Source organism: Amycolatopsis sp. NPDC003861, from assembly GCF_053605405.1.
The window spans coordinates 28,866-43,717 of record NZ_JBSGJD010000002.1; the positions used below are offsets into that span (position 1 = coordinate 28,866).

The following is a 14,852-nucleotide window of genomic DNA, read 5'->3' on the forward strand; positions in this document are numbered from 1 at the left end:
CACACCGAGCCGATCGCTACCGGAGCGGCAGGCCCAGCACCGAGATGCGCGGCTCCTTCACCGGCGACAGCAGGCCGCTGCCCGCCGCCCCGGACACCACCGGGACCACCGGCACGTCCGCCCGCGGCGCGCTGGGCACACCCGGCAGCGCGACGTGGGGCGACTTGACCTGCGGCAGCACACTGTCACCGAGCAACTCGGACACCCAGGACACCGAAGGCACCCCGGGCACCGAAGGGCTGTCGCTGCGAGCCTCGTGCCCGGCAGCCCCGGCGACCGCAGCGGGCAGGCCACCGAGGGTCTTGCCGGAGACCTCGCCGAGAGCACCGGTGGCCTTGCCGATGGCGTCGGCCGATCCGCTGCCGAGCAGGCCCATTGCACCGGCGACGCCATCAGCGCCGAGCCCCGGCGCATCGCTCCGCGCGGACACGTCGTCACGAGCCAGCGGCGACACCCCGCCGAGCGCACCCGTCAGGTCGAGTTCCACCGGGATGTGCGCGGCCTCGGTCCGGCCGACCACGACCTGGGTCGTGTCGGTGCCCGTGTTGAGCACCTCGGCCAGGATCGGGATCGTCACGTTCTTCACCTGCGGCACCACGCCCACCGGGATCTGGACCGCCGGCTTCGCCGTCGGCGTGCCGCTGACCTGGCTGTCCACCGTGCTGTCGACGTGGTTGTTCACCGTCGACAGGGCACCGACGCCCCAGCGGAACACCGCCGGGTCGGCCGCGACCGGCACGTCGAGCAGAGCACCGCTGAGCCCGCCGCTGCCGGCCGTGGTCTCGTCGCCGCCGTCGGTCGCCGTCACGTCGTTCTGGACGTCGTTCGTGGCGGACCCGATGGCGGAAGCGCCCAGGCCGTAAACCTGCGGCAGCGCCTGCGGGTCGGCCGAGAGGAGGTCGCCCGAGAGCGCACCGCTCGTGCCGTCGGTGACGATCGGGCCGCCGGAGACGAGGTCGTAGGCGTTCTCGGTGTGGTTGGCCGTGTTGGCCATCAGCGAGATCGACTGACCGGTCGCCTGGACCAGCGGCTGGATCGGCGCGGCGACGGCGTCACCGGCGATCGCACCGTCCACACCGGACGTGTACGTCGTGCCGCCGGCGTGCGAGCTGATGTCGTTGTCCGCGTCGGTGACCGCGCCACCGATACAGGACACCGCCCAGCTGCTGACCTGGCCCGCGCCGCCGATCGGCGCTTCGACGACGTTGCCGGCCACCGCGCCCTGGTCGCCGTCGGCGTAGTTCGGGCCGCCGGAGTCGAACGCCGTGACGTTGGTGCCGGTCGCCTCGGCCAGGCCGCCCCAGGTGGCCCCGATCGTGTTGACCTGCACCGGCAGCGAGCTCGCCTGGTCGACGATGTTGCCGGCGACGGCGCCGCCCTTGCCGGTCGCCGAGTCGGCGCCGCCCGCGTGGACGTGGGTGATGAAGTCGCCGTGGCTGGTCGGGTTGCCGCCCCACGCTCCGGCGATGTTCATCACCTGGGCGCCGATGGCTTCCGGCGCGGTGACGATGTTGCTGGAGACCACGCCGCCGTCGTCGTCGGTGTTGTTGTCCCCGCCCGAGGTGAGGCACTTGTGCTCGGTCATCGTCGAGGTCGGGATGCCACCCCACGCGTAGGCGCCGTTGAGCACCTCGACCGGCGTCGCCAGCGGCGCGTCGACGAGGTTGCCCGCCGCGAAGGCGTTGTTGCCCGAGGTGCCCTGGAAGCCGCCCGCGACGACGTTTTCGGCGTTGGAGCAGGACGACGTCGGGATGCCGCCCCACGCGCCGGCGTTGCAGATGACGTCGGCGTCGCCGGCCAGCGACGGGCCGACGATGTTGCCGCCGCCCACGGAGTCGTCGCCGTGGTCGTAGGTGTTGCCGCCGACCACGGAGTCGACCGTGGTGTAGCACTCGGCGGTGGAGATGCCGCCCCAGTCGGCCGCGGTGCCGCAGACCTGCGCCGGGAGCGTCGCCGGCGCATCGGCGACGGTGCCGCCGAGGATTGAGGCGGTGCCGTCGGTCGCCTGGCCACCGCCGGCGTGCGCGGTGTTCTCGTGCGTGCAGTGGGTGGACGTGATGCCGCCCCAAGCGCCGGTATTGCAGGAGGCCACGACGGGCTCCGCGACCTGCGGGTGCGCGATCGTCCTGCCGGCGACCGAGCCGGCGCCGCCGCTGTAGACGTCGCCGCCGGCCGTCGAGTCGACGGAGCTGGCGCCCATCGCGTCGGCCAGGCCGCCCCACGCGGCGGAGTTGTGGTTGCCGGTCGCCGGCAGCGCGACCGGCGCGTCGGCGACGGTGCCGTCGGTCGCGTCGCCGCCCCCGGCCTGCGCGGAGTAGTCGTTGGTGCAGGTGGTGCCGGTGATTCCGCCCCACGGACCGGTCGTGCAGTTGACCTCGACCGGGCCGGCCACCTCCGGGTGGACGACGCTGCCGCCCGCCACAGCGCGCCGGTGCCGTCGGTGACGAGCTCGCCGCCCGCGACCGAGCCGACGTTGTTCTCCGACGTCGCGAAGGCCTCGCCGCCCCACGCGCCGGCCGTGCCAAGCACGTTGACCGGCAGGGCCACCGGGGCGCCGGCGGCCGTGCCACCGCCGACGGACTTGACGCCGTCGGTGACCGTGCCACCGCCGGCGTTCGCGTCGAGGTTGTTCACGGAGTCGGCGTGCGTGAGCCCGCCCCAGGGGCCGGACGTGCCGTTGACCGCGACCGGAGCCGCCGCGCCCGGGGTGAGCGCGGTGCCGCCGACCAGCGAGCCGGCGCCGGCCGTGGTCGCATACGGCGTGCTCGCGGTTCGCAGCACGGATTCCGGGGTGCCGGCCTCCGCGACAACGGTGTTGACCGTGTTCGCGGTGGCCTTGCCACCCCAGGCGGCCGCGGTGCCGTCGACCTGGGCCGGCACCGCGAGCGGAACGCCGGCGACGGTGCCGGAGGCGACACTGTCCTGGCCGCTGGTGGTCAGCTGACTCGGCGAGTGGGCGCCCTGGGTCGTGGTGGTGTTGACGGTGCCGGTGCCGCCCCAGCCGGCGGCGGTGTTGTTGACCCCGATCGGCGCCGTCACCGGCGCCGTGACGATGTTGCCGGCGAGCGGCTTGCCCTCACCGGTCGTGGTGATCGGGCCGCCCTGCCGGTGGGTCTGCTGCGAGTCGTTGACGACGTGGGCGTCGCCGCCCGCGCCGACCGCCCAGCCGGTGACCTGGACCGGCGCCGACACGTCGGGCTTGACGACGTTGCTCAGCAGGGCACCGGCGAGCGGCTTGCTCGAGTCGTGGAGCACCGTGCCGGTGGTGATGTCGGCGTCGGTGTCCAGCGGGAGCGGCGTCTCGCCGGCGGGCGTGCCGAGGTTGATCTTGCGGATCTGGATCGGCACGGACGCGCCACCGTCCAGCGGCGACGGAGCGAGGTCGGGGTTGACCTGCTCCTCGGCGGACGCGATGCCGGTGCCCAGCATCATCAGGCCGCCGGCCAACATCGCGGACTGCAGCCCGCGCTTGGCCCAAGGGTGCATCAGTCGTTCTCCTGTTCGTGTTCTTCGCGGCTACCGCCGGGAGTTGAAAGGGGGGCGAAAACGTCAGTCACCGGCCTGCGCGCGGTGCCGGGCGGACCGGACGAGCACGACGCCCAAAACGAGGCTGACGACACCGAAGACAATCCACCACGTCAGATTCGCTCCGGTCGTCGCGAGCAGCCCGCCGCCCCCGACGACGCCGCCGATTCCAGGTCGATACACGATTTCTCTCCGATTTTTTCCATGACCGCGTCGCGCGCGACGCTCACCGACGCGCGCCGCCAGGAGCTGCGCATAGCAACCCGGTTATCGTGCCGTCGGCGCCCTGAATCTTCGGCCACGGAGCGACGTAATGGGCCTGTCGTTATTGCTGAGCTGCGCGCAGGCGTTCGCGATTGTCATGAGCGCGGCGTTCATCATCTACGTCTGCGCGATCATCGTGCCGTACCTGCGGCACCGGCCGACCTGGCCTGGCGATCCGACGCTGTTCCAGTGGCATTTCTTCGTGCCGTGCCGAGACGAAGAAGAAGTCATCGGCGATACGATCCGGTACCTGCGGACGCGGTTCCGGGCCACCCATGTGTGGGTGATCGACGACCATTCCGACGACCGGACCCTCGACATCGTCCGTCGGCTGCAGGATCCGCACCTGCACGTGGTCGCCCGCCGCCGTCCCCACGCGCGCACGGGCAAAAGCGATGCGCTCAACGCGGCTTACCGGGCCCTGCGCGCGTGGGTCGGCCGCCACGACGACGGCGCCAACACGATCGTCGTCGTGGTCGACGCGGACGGCAGGCCGGCGTGGAACTGCCTGTACGTCTGCACGGCGCCGCACCTCTTCGGCGACCCGTCGGTAGGCGCGGTGCAGATCGACGTCCGGATGGGCAACCGCGGCACGGCACCCGCGGCGGGCAACGGTTTGCGCAGCGGGTTCGGCCGCGCGCTGGTGCGCATGCAGGACCTGGAGTTCCGCACGGCGATCGCGGCGATCCAGATGTCCCGCGGCCACACGGGAACGATCGCGACGGGCGGCAACGGCCAGTTCACCAGGCTGTCCGCGCTCGATTCGATCGCCGGCTCCCAGCGCCGCCCGTGGCGCGGCTCGCTGCTCGAGGACTTCGAACTGGGCGTCCACCTGCTGACGGAGGGCTGGAAAACGGGCTTCAGCCTCGACACGCACGTCGACCAGGAGGGCCTGTACAGCATGCGGCGGTTCCTGGCGCAGCGAACCCGCTGGAGCCAGGGAACGATGCAGTGCGCGCGGTACGCCCGCCGGATCTGGAAGTCCCCGCACCTGACGACGTTCGGCGCGGCGGAGATGCTCTACTACCTGGCCCAGCCGTGGATGCAGCTGCTGGGCAGCGTGGTGTACCCGATTCCGTTGGTACTGCTGACGATTCACGCGGTCACCGAGCCGGCGGCGGTGTGGGCGTGGTTCATCGGCGGGGCGTGGAAGTACCTGCTGTTGTACGGCGTCGCGGGGTTGCTGCCGTTCCTGATCTGGGGGCCGGTCTACCGCAAGCACTGCGAGCCGCGATCGGGGCCGTGGCGCGGAATCGCTTACGGGCTCGGGTACGCATGTTACATCTACACGTTCTACATAACAGTGTGGCGGGCGGTGTTCCGGCTGATCCGAGGCCGCAACGGGCGGGCGAAGACGCGCCGCAACACCGAGCAGCCGAACCCCAAAGTGGTAGCACTGGACCGCTGAGCAGGGCCTTCGAGGCGTCCGAGGAACCGGCCGTCGCAGAGGCAACTCACCCGATAGGGTGACCCCTCACAAAGTTGATCTAGCGAAACCTGGGGTGGTTGACTTGAGGAAGATCTTCCGTCTGGCAACGATTGCGACCGGCGTAGTCGCCAGTGTCGCCATGGCGGCCGGGCCGGCCTCGGCGGTGACGTCTTCGGTGGACCTTCCCGAGGGGATGACCGCCAGCTACCTCGTCGTCGATCAGGAGACCGGCCAGGCCTACGGCTCCGACGAGCACAAGCAGTACCGCTCGGCCTCGCTGGTCAAGCTGTTCATCGCCCTCGACTACCTCGAATCCCACGGCCCGGACTACGAGATCCCGGCCGACGACCTGGCGCTGCTGGAGCCGATGCTGCGTTCCAGCAACGACGACGCCGCCAGCACGCTGTGGGTGCGCGACGGCTGGGACGAGATCGTCAAACGGATGGTCACCAAGATCGGCCTCACCGACACCGCACCGCCGGCCAGCCGCGGCAAGTGGGGGTACACGGCGATCAGCGCCGCGGACATCGCCAAGACGTACCAGTACATCCTGCACGACGCGGACCCGAAGTACGGCGACTTCATCATGGGCAACCTGGCGCAGTCGACCAAGTGCGGTTCGGACGGCTTCGACCAGTCGTTCGGCCTCCCGAGCGCGGTACCCGGCCCAAAGGCGGTCAAGCAGGGCTGGTCCGGTTTCGGCGCGGCGCCCGAGCCCGGTCAGGAGTGCACGGAACCCTCCGCCAACGCGCGGCGCGTGCTGAACTCCCCGGAGGTCAAGGCCGCCAAGGCGCTCGCGTCCAGCGGTGAAGGCACGCGGACGTTCGGCACCCAGGACATCGACCTGACCAGCCGCGCGATGCACACGAGCGGCACGGTGGACTGCAAGATCGTCGTGGTGCTGACCCTGGAGCCGACCACGCTGTCGTGGCAGGACTCCGCCGGCCGCATCACGAAGCTGACCCAGGACGTGTTCTTCCAGCCCACCCTCTGACGGCCCTCGAGGAGGCAGCTCCGCCGCGATCCTCGAGGTCGCGGCGGAGACGTCGATCGTGGTGGGCCGCCTGGGGCTCGAACCCAGAACCTACGGATTAAAAGTCTACGGGAAACCAATATCGGCGAGTGTCACCGAATGCCGACCTGTGCCAATAAATGCAGGTCAGCCGACATCTTCGCCACTTTTCAGTGTCGCAGAGTGTCGCCCAGTGCCAGGCTCTACTTCGGCAACGGAGCCCCATCGGAGACGCACTACCCACGATTCTGGGCCATTGCGGACCCACCGTCAATCAATCCAAAGGCGACATGTTGTACACCGCTGATCGCGAGCGACAGCACCCCAAGGGTCGCGTTGAAGGTCACAGCCGACAACTGTCCGACCACGCCCGCCAACCTCTCGCGACCCACCCTTACTCCCAGCCTCATTGACCGCCGCTTCGGCTGCAGGGTCATGAAGTGCTGCGCTTGCGAGCGCGAGCTTGCGAAGACAGGAGCGCCATCCGCACAAAATGCGCCCTCCGCAACGCCTCCGCCCGCCTCATCCGCTCGTCGTGCGGTAACACGCCGTCCGGATCGACCTGCCTCGTCCACCGGTCGTCGAAACCACGTCGAGCCGGCGCGGTTGCGGCGGTCCGGTCATCGCAATACGCCCATCGCGTGTAGCTGGCAACGCGTGCCGCCATGGATCGCTGCTCCGGCGTCACGACTTCTCCCGGCGGACCGGACCGACCTGGCCACGATCGGCCCGGACCGGTGGCAAGAGACGTCGAATCTCGGACATCACAGCATCGGAGAGCGGCGGCGCGGACCGCACCACACGAGCAATGAACTCTTCCCGAGTCTCGCCGGGCTGACAACTCAAGATCATCATCAAGTCTTGAACACGCAGCCAAGCCCGCGCCCGCCGAACACGGCAAGATCACTCAGAAGTGAACACACCCTCGAAATTGCCGCCGGGGGCATCGCCGCAGCCGCCACAGGCCGGCCCAGCTCGAAGGCCGTGACTGGAGATCGCATCTCGTTCCGATCGGGCAATCGACGCCGTCGCACGTCTGCCCCTTGTGGCTACCATGACGACGGCGACCGAGGTCGCTGCCACACTACCAATTTCGGCCCCCGATGCGCCGCCTTATAACGAATAGGCCGTCTTTTGTGGACGATCGCTGGATACCGGTTCACGATCAAGTCCGGTGGTGATTCGCCGTGATCACGGCAGCACTCCGCCATCGCGGCCCCCTGTGACGCAGCAGTGGTCACGGGTCTTCGTTACGAATGAGGTGCATGGACATGACATCAGGTGATGGATTGTTCAAACGATGCGGATGTCACGACCCCCTGACGGGCCGCAGGTTGGGAAACCAGTGCCCGCTACTGGACGTACGCGGTCATGGGAGCTGGTACTTCCGGCTGGAGATACCGCCAGGGAAAACGGTAGGCGACGGCAGTTGCGCCGCGGCGGATTCGCCTCACGGAAAGCCGCAGGCGCGGCACGGGACTTCCTGAGCAAACCCGCCACCCTGGACGGCACTCCAGGCTCGGCGACCACGGTGGCGCAGTGGCTGCGGTTGTGGCTGGAAAGCCGCGAGAACCTCGCGCCATCCACGATGCGCAGCTACGCCATGCACGTCCGCCGCCACCTGATACCGCACCTCGGCCGGGAACGGGTCGCCGAACTGACCCCGACCCGAGTGCAAGCGATGTTCACCTCGCTGATCCGCACCCACGCGGCCACCGGCCGGCCGTTGTCGCCCTCGACGCTGCAGCGCATCCAGGCCACCCTGCGCGCCGCACTCACCGCCGCGGTCCGCCGCGGCCTCCTGGCCTTCAACCCGGCCCGCCTCGTGGAACTCCCGTCCGGGCAGAGACCGCATCCGGTGGTGTGGACCCCGACCCGGATCGCGCTGTGGCAGGCCAGCGGGATCCGCCCAGCGGTTGCAGTCTGGACCGCCGCCCAGACCGCCGAGTTCCTCGCCTGGCTCCACCGCCACGAGCATCCCCTGTACGTCCTGTTCCACCTCGTCGCACTCCTCGGGCTACGGCGAGGCGAAGCAGCTGGCTTGCAGTGGGCCGACATGAACCTGCAAGGGAGAACGGTCACCGTGGCCCGCCAAGTCCGCCAGGTCGGCAAGCACCTCGAACTGGCCGCACCGAAAAGCGCATCCAGCAACCGGGTCATCGCCCTGGACCACACCACAGCCGCCCTGCTGCAGGGCCTGCGGATCGAGTGGCTCGCCAGCCGCCCCGGCACCAGCGAACCGGTCGGGTACCTCTTCCCCGACCACTACGGCGCCCCGCTGCGGCCGGACTTCCTGACCGTCACCTTCCGTCGGCTCAACACCGCGTCACGGCTCCCGCCGGTACGGCTGCACGACCTCCGCCACGGCGCCGCCAGCCTCTCCCTGGCCGCGGGCAACGACCTGCGCACCGTCCAAGCCCTGCTCGGACACTCCAGCATCACCCTGACCGCCGACACCTACGCCACCGTGCTGCCCGATCTCGCCCACCACGCCGCCGAAGCCACCGCCCGCCTCCTCCAAGACGCCACCGAAACCCAGTCCGGACGGCGGCGTCCTGTCCGGCGCAGCCGCAACAGTCGCTCGACAGGAATCCTGCGTCACCGATGACGGGAGCAAGCTATCTAGGGCCAGCCCGCACTCGTCGCGGCTGCTGAGGAGTTCGCCGACCATGGCCTCCACGACGGTCAGCAGCGACATCGGCGAGGGTGGTGAGACACACGGCCACCGAGCCCCTAGTGCCGGGCAATCAGCCAGTGGAAGAACTTCACACCGGCGATGAACGCGCCGGCACCGATCAGAGCGGCCTCGAAACCGGAATGCCCGGCGAGCGCGGTGAGCACGGCGGCCCCGACACCGGCGAGGACGGCCAGCAGGAACACCAAGGCGGTACGGATAGGCAGCAGTGCATCATTCGGGTCATCGTCGCGACCGGTCATCATGTTCTCCGCCAAGGTCTACGTTCCCCGGGGCCAGCCCGGCTTCTCCGGGCTGGTAGGCCGAAACCAGCGGACCAGGTAACGAAAGATTCAATATGACCGACGTCACATGGAACTGGTCTATTTTCCGTTACCACGACGGCCGGTCCTGACATACGAGGGTTACGTACACGACGCTTGGGGACCGGGGCATCCGACAGTTCCGGGCAAGCAGAGGGAGACGGATGTGAGCGAGCGGGCCGCAGAGCAGCCGCCGCGTCCAGCTACGCACCTACAACCGGAAAACCGGAGCTCGCAGCGCGTCGGCGCCGATGAGTCCGCGTCCTTGCCGTCGCTCGCCGATGACCAGGATGTCCTTCTGACGTCGCTGCCGTCGATCGAACAGGCGATCCATCACAGCGCTGCGCTCCCGCAGAAAGAGGACGAGGAGGAACGGCGCGCCGCTGAGAACGTGCTCCGGCTCGAGGCCGACCGGCGCCTCGTCGAGCAGCTACGGGCCGACGGATTCACCGGAATGCAGTTCGACTTGTTCCAGTACACGCTGGCCGCCTACGGCATCCCGGTGATCCGCTCCTGGATCAGCCGAAGATTGATCTACAGTCTGTGCGCCAGCCACGGCCGCAGCATTCAGGTCCCCGACGAAGTCCGCGAGTACCTGGCTGGCCGCGACGGCGAGGACGATCGGGTCGAGCTCGCGGAGGAGACCGTCGCGATGGCTCTGAAGATGTTCAAGGAACGCGCCCTCGCGGGCAGCGAGTGGTCCCCAGAGAAGGGCGCCGCGCTGGCGACCTACTTCATCGGGGCCTGCCTGCTGACCTTCCCGAATGTCTTCCGCACCTGGTACCGCGAGTACGAGCACTGGAAGCAAACCTGCCCCTACGGTCTGGCGGCGTCTGCCGGCGACGCTGTTCTGGATCGGCGCCGATCCCTGGATCCGCAGTACGACGACGACCCGGCCGATGTCGCGATCGGCCGCGCTCTGGTTCTTGAGCACCTGCACGGGCTGAAAGATCACCCCCCGAGACCGCCCGGGTTGTTATCGCGGTGGCCCTGCAGGGCAAGAGCTACGCCGAGGTCGCGGCTGAACTCGGCGTCAGCGCTGATGCCGTGAAACAGCGGTTGTACCGGTACCGCGCTGAGCTTCAGCGCCGCAAGGCGAACCGAGGGAAGTCATGCTGAGCTATGCGGCTGCGCACCACAAGACGATCATGGCCGTCGACATCGCCAGCTACAACGACCCCAAGCGCACGACAGCCCACCGGCTGGTCGTCCACGACGGGTTCTGGACGCTCATGCGCACGGCGTTCGCCGAGGCGGGCATCCCGTGGGACACGCTCTTCGTGGAGAATACCGGCGACGGTGCGATGATCCAGCTCCCCTCGGAGGTGCCGAAGGCCGACTTGGTGGCCCAGCTACCCGACCGGATGCTCGCGGAGCTGCGCCGGTACAACGCGGTGCACGCGGAGGAGGCGAACGTCCGCCTGCGGGTGGCCCTCCACGCCGGCGAGGTCTACCAGGGCAGCCACGGCACCGTCGGCCCCGCGACGAGTTTCGCGTTCCGCCTCCTGGAAGCGCCCACGGCGAAGGAAGCGCTGAAGGAATCGGGTGCCGCGCTGGCGCTGATCGTTTCCGACACGTTCTACCAGGACGCAGTCCGAGCGGACCCCGCCGCCGGCGCGGGCTCGTACCACCGGATTCCGGTGTCGGTCAAGGAAACCAGCACGGTCGCGTGGCTGCGCCTCATGGGTGTTTCGGAAGTCCGCCGCGTGGCGGCTCCCGAACCGGCACCCGACGAGCTCCGCGGTGACCAGTTCCAGGCGATGCTCGCCTACTTCGCGCATCTGCAGTTGCTGGCCCCGAGCGCCGAACGCGAGCAAGCGGTGCAGGAACTGGCTGACCTCGTGATCCAGCACGACGGCCGCACAGTGGCCACCGTCGAAGTCGAAGCGGCCCGGTCGCGGCTGGTCGCCTTCCATAACCAGCTGGAGGCGACGACCCTCGGCACCCCTGAGGCACGTGAACTGCGACGGCAGACCACGCCTGGGCAAGTCGCCATGGCGGTCAGTCGCAGCGAGCAGCACCTGGCCCCATCCCCTGTTGCTCATCGGCAGGCTCGTAAGGAGTTCGCCGAGGCACTTCGTCGCCTCCGCGAGCAAACGGGTCTGTCCATTCGGGCGCTGGAAGCACGCAGTGGCGTCCCGAAGTCCACCATCGCTGATTGCCTGGACGGACGGCACATGCCGACTCATGACGCCCTCGCAGGATTGCTGCTGGCTCTCAATATCACGGACCGTGACGAGATCCAGACGTGGCAGCAACGCCGGGATGCACTGGCCGCACGATTCGAACGGCAGCCACGCATCCCGCGAAGGTGAGCGGCCCTGTCACCTTGAAGTTGGTGACCGAAACCGCCGCCCTGGTACTGGCGCTGCTTGGCGCGCTCGCCTGGTACCTGCTGGGCTAACCCTCAGACGACGCCGGTGCCAGCTGGCCCACCTCCCGCCCACGCGGTACTGGGCTGAAGGGCACCAGCAGGACCGACGCCGACGGCTACTGGGTTGGTGCCCGATCCGTAGAGGTCGCGGCGATGAAGCCACCCGTGGCCAGGACCGTGTACCGGGGACAGACCTTGCGTTCCTCGAGCTTCGAAACATTGTTCCCGAGCGGTTCGGTGCCCACGCGCAGGTACAGGTCATTGCTGACCGAGTAGCGAGGCGGCGTCGGACTGTCGAATTCCAGTTTCGGCGGAATCGATGGCGCGAGAGGCCGCAATGAACTGCGCCGCAGCAGCCGCCAACGGCACAACGAACTCCGGCCGAGCCAGCCGTGGACGATTAGGCAGGATGTCGTAGTGATCCACGTCTCGCAGCCTTGGTCTTTCGACGTACGTGCTGGTCGCCTGTCGATCCAGTGCCTGGCCGTTGTCCGGCCCGCGAGCGCCAGGGCGGTGCGTGCGTCACATTCCGACTCGGGGAACGGGCGGTTCTGGAACCTGCATGACGGCGATGAGGTTCTCGCCTGCCTTGCGGTCGGCGTCCACGGCGGCCGGCGCACGGTCCGGGATGCGGGCGAGTCCGAAGTGAGCGCGAGCTTGTTCGTCGAGACAGCGGATAGCGCGGGCGTGGTCAAGGGCGCATTCGAATCGGGCAGCTGCTTGCGGAAAGTCGCCGGTGGCGTAGGCGATCTCTGCGAGACCGTTTTCGGCAAGGGCGAGTTCGAGGTTGCTTCCGATGCTGGATGCCAGCTCGTGTGCGCGGCGCATATGGTCCAGGGCGCGCTCTGGCTCGCCGAGGGCGAGGCAGGTCATGCCGAGGTCGTGGTGGGTGTGGGACTCGCCGCGGACGTGACCCGACTCTTCACGCATGGTGAGAGCTTGGGATAGGTATCTCAATCCGGTCACGGGGTCGCCGGCTTTGGTGTGAGCGATGCCGAGGTTTTCCAGGAGGATGGTCTCGGCCAGCTGGTCGGGATAATCCGCGAGGATGGCCAGGGCGGCGCGGTACTGGTCGATGCCCTCGGTGACGTGGTTGCGACGGACGTAGATGATGCCGATGTCGCTGCGGGCTTTCGCCATGGCGCGCGGATCGTCGGTTTCTGCGGCTAGGTCGAGAACTCGGTGGTAGCAGGCAAGGGCTTGGTTGAGCTGACCAAGCAGGTCGTGGGTGACGCCGAGGTTGCCGAAGCTGATCAGGGCGTCGCGGTCCGAGCCCAGTTTCACTGCCATGTCGGCTGCCCGCGAATGGTGGTTCTGGGCTTCGTGCACGTGGCCTTGGGCTCGATGCGCGAGGCCGAGCTTGTTGAGCGTGGCAATGTGGCCGAGGGCGTCGCGCGTGGCGGTGTAGTGGCTCAGCGCCTGCTGGTGCAGCGTGATCGCGAGGTCGGTTTGCCCGAGCTGACGATGGGCTTGGCCGAGCTGGTTGAGTGACTGGGCGTGGTCGGCGGTGTGTGCGCAGCCGACGTAGGCCGGCTGCGCCGCCGACAGCAGGGTGGCGATGTCGCGGTAGCGGGCCTGCTGGACCAACGTCGGCACGACGGCTGCGGCGAGCTGGTGCGCGGCGCAGTGCAGGCCTTCGGTGACGGCAGCGCTGCGGACGAGCCTGATGATGTTCGCCAGTTCCGCCCGGAGCCACCCAGTGCCATACCGCGGGTCGATCGTGTCGCCGGCCCCTGCGTGCTCGCCGGACGCACTCGACGTCGCGGCCGCTGCGGCCTGGAGGTAGTGGGCAACGACTCGCTGCATGGCCTGCCGGCGTGCGGTGGGCGACACGTCGTCGATGGCACGCAGCACCGCGAAACCGCGGACGAGGTCGTGTGGCTCGTGGCGTCCCGGAACCAGCGAGTTGAGGAAGTACGCCTCGGACAGTTCTGCCAGCGCCGCTCGGGTGGAGTCGACCGGCTGGCCGGTCAGCGCGGCGGCCGTCTCGTCGTCGAGGTCGTGACCAGGATGATGACCGAGCAGGCAGATCAGGGTTTGCGCCGTTGCACCCAAGGACTGGTAGGACAGGGTCAGCGGGGCGACGATACTGGCTTCGATTTCGCCCGGACCGGTCACGGAGCCGGCATCGTCGCCGGCTGCTGCGGCGTTCGGGAACAGGGTCCTGAGGCGTTCCAGGTGTTCCTCGGCCGTCCAGTCGGCGTGGCTTTCGGCGTGGAAGAGGACGCTGACCAGCGACATGGGCACGTCGTGCAGGAGACCGGCGATCTGACGCAGTGTAGCGGGATCGGCGTCGGCGAGCGGCTGTACCGAGCGCAGCAGCCGGAGCGTGTCGGCGCGCTCGAGGCCGCCGATGTCGAGCCGGATCGTCTCGGCGAGCTCGCTGAGGCGGTTCCGGCTGGTGATCACCGTGAGACAGCCAGGTCCGTGGGCGACCAGGGGGCCGACCTGGGCGGCGTTCTTGGCGTTGTCCAGGACGATCAGCAAGCGGTGGTTCTGGCACATCCGGCGGAAGAGGGTCGTCTTGCCGTCGAGGTCGAGCGGGATCTTGTCGGCTCGGACGCCGACCATCCGCAGGATCTGGTCGAGGACGGCGCCGGGAGCGACGGGACGCAGCGACGGGTCAGGATCGACACCGCGAAGGTTGACGAACAGTTTCTTGTCGAACGCCCGCCGGTGAGACATTTCATGAGCCAGATGTATCGCGAGGGCCGTTTTCCCCATCCCGGCAAGCCCAGTCAAGGCAATTAGCCGAGGGGGGTCACCATCATCCGGGTGTAGTCGTTCCACCATGTGGCTCACCTCGTTGCCGCGTCCGGTGAATCGCGGGAGTCGTTCGGGAAGCGCGGGCTCGACGACGACGGTGTTCTCGGCGTCCTGCAGGCCGTGAAGGTAGCGCCACTGCTGCAGCCAGGCGTCCTGAAACCCGGTGTCTTTGTACAACTCCGCGACGATCGCGGCCGCGACGTCGTCTTTCAGGTTCTTCCGGTCCGGTTTCAGGGCGTCGTGCACGGTCGCTCTCGGCAAGCCGGTGCGTTGCGCCAGGTCGCGTATGGTGACACCACACCGTTCGCGAAATTCTTTCATTTGTGCGATCAGGTCCGCCGGACTCCGCGCTTCCCGAGGATCGCGCGGGTTCGGGTTACTGGTGACGGAGGGGGAAATCACGGCCTCCTCGTGCCGGCGCTGCAGGCAAGGGTCGAACTCGATACGCATGAGCGGCGTCCGGGGTTGTCCGGGAATTCGTTTTT

The 14,852-nt window shown here is 68.6% G+C and carries 12 protein-coding genes; 7 read left to right on the forward strand and 5 right to left on the reverse strand.

Annotation, left to right across the window (positions count from 1 at the left end):
- Positions 1–16: 16 nt before the first annotated feature.
- Positions 17–2,422 (reverse strand): hypothetical protein, encoded by a 2,406-nt coding sequence (locus ACWEVN_RS00815; RefSeq protein ID WP_452049740.1) that lies wholly within the window; start codon positions 2,420–2,422, stop codon positions 17–19.
- On the opposite strand from ACWEVN_RS00815, the gene ACWEVN_RS00820 reads away from it, so the two are divergent.
- Entirely contained in the window at positions 2,399–2,944 is a 546-nt protein-coding gene (locus tag ACWEVN_RS00820) for a hypothetical protein (RefSeq protein ID WP_452049741.1), read from the forward strand. The two genes, ACWEVN_RS00815 and ACWEVN_RS00820, sit on opposite strands and share 24 nt — an antisense overlap.
- A 605-nt stretch (positions 2,945–3,549) precedes the next feature.
- Here ACWEVN_RS00820 and ACWEVN_RS00825 read toward each other — a convergent pair.
- Positions 3,550–3,708 (reverse strand): LPXTG cell wall anchor domain-containing protein, encoded by a 159-nt coding sequence (locus tag ACWEVN_RS00825; protein WP_452049742.1) that lies wholly within the window; start codon positions 3,706–3,708, stop codon positions 3,550–3,552.
- Between the two features lie 130 nt (positions 3,709–3,838).
- Between ACWEVN_RS00825 and ACWEVN_RS00830 the strand changes: the two genes are divergently transcribed.
- From ACWEVN_RS00830 to ACWEVN_RS00840, 3 genes are all read left to right on the forward strand, one after another.
- Entirely contained in the window at positions 3,839–5,197 is a 1,359-nt protein-coding gene (locus tag ACWEVN_RS00830; protein ID WP_452049743.1) for a glycosyltransferase family 2 protein, read from the forward strand.
- Between the two features lie 160 nt (positions 5,198–5,357).
- On the forward strand, positions 5,358–6,212 hold the full coding sequence (locus ACWEVN_RS00835; RefSeq protein WP_452049744.1) for a hypothetical protein: 855 nt from the start codon (positions 5,358–5,360) through the stop codon (positions 6,210–6,212).
- A gap of 1,447 nt (positions 6,213–7,659) precedes the next feature.
- Positions 7,660–8,838, forward strand: a complete 1,179-nt coding sequence (locus ACWEVN_RS00840) for a tyrosine-type recombinase/integrase (RefSeq protein WP_452049745.1) — start codon at positions 7,660–7,662, stop codon at positions 8,836–8,838.
- 125 nt (positions 8,839–8,963) lie between these two features.
- On the opposite strand, the gene ACWEVN_RS00845 is transcribed toward ACWEVN_RS00840, so the two are convergent.
- Positions 8,964–9,182, reverse strand: a complete 219-nt coding sequence (locus tag ACWEVN_RS00845) for a hypothetical protein (RefSeq protein WP_452049746.1) — start codon at positions 9,180–9,182, stop codon at positions 8,964–8,966.
- Positions 9,183–9,393: 211 nt separating this feature from the next.
- Here ACWEVN_RS00845 and ACWEVN_RS00850 point away from each other — a divergent pair, with 211 nt between their 5' ends.
- From ACWEVN_RS00850 to ACWEVN_RS00860, 3 genes are read left to right on the forward strand one after another with little or no spacing between them, the layout of a single operon-like run.
- Positions 9,394–10,278, forward strand: a complete 885-nt coding sequence (locus tag ACWEVN_RS00850) for a hypothetical protein (RefSeq protein WP_452049747.1) — start codon at positions 9,394–9,396, stop codon at positions 10,276–10,278.
- Positions 10,218–10,346: a sigma factor-like helix-turn-helix DNA-binding protein gene (locus tag ACWEVN_RS00855; RefSeq protein WP_452049812.1), complete on the forward strand. Its 129-nt coding sequence runs from the start codon at positions 10,218–10,220 to the stop codon at positions 10,344–10,346. The genes ACWEVN_RS00850 and ACWEVN_RS00855 overlap by 61 nt, the downstream gene beginning before the upstream one ends.
- The gene (locus ACWEVN_RS00860) at positions 10,340–11,542 is read left to right on the forward strand and encodes a helix-turn-helix domain-containing protein (protein ID WP_452049748.1); all 1,203 of its coding nucleotides are present in this window, start codon (positions 10,340–10,342) and stop codon (positions 11,540–11,542) included. The genes ACWEVN_RS00855 and ACWEVN_RS00860 overlap by 7 nt, the downstream gene beginning before the upstream one ends.
- A gap of 317 nt (positions 11,543–11,859) precedes the next feature.
- Here ACWEVN_RS00860 and ACWEVN_RS00865 read toward each other — a convergent pair whose 3' ends face one another.
- Both ACWEVN_RS00865 and ACWEVN_RS00870 read right to left on the reverse strand, forming a co-directional pair.
- Entirely contained in the window at positions 11,860–12,027 is a 168-nt protein-coding gene (locus tag ACWEVN_RS00865; RefSeq protein ID WP_452049749.1) for a hypothetical protein, read from the reverse strand.
- Positions 12,028–12,123: 96 nt separating this feature from the next.
- Positions 12,124–14,817 carry a tetratricopeptide repeat protein gene (locus tag ACWEVN_RS00870; RefSeq protein ID WP_452049750.1) on the reverse strand — a complete coding sequence of 898 codons (2,694 nt, stop codon included), beginning with the start codon at positions 14,815–14,817 and terminating at the stop codon, positions 12,124–12,126.
- Positions 14,818–14,852: the final 35 nt, after the last annotated feature.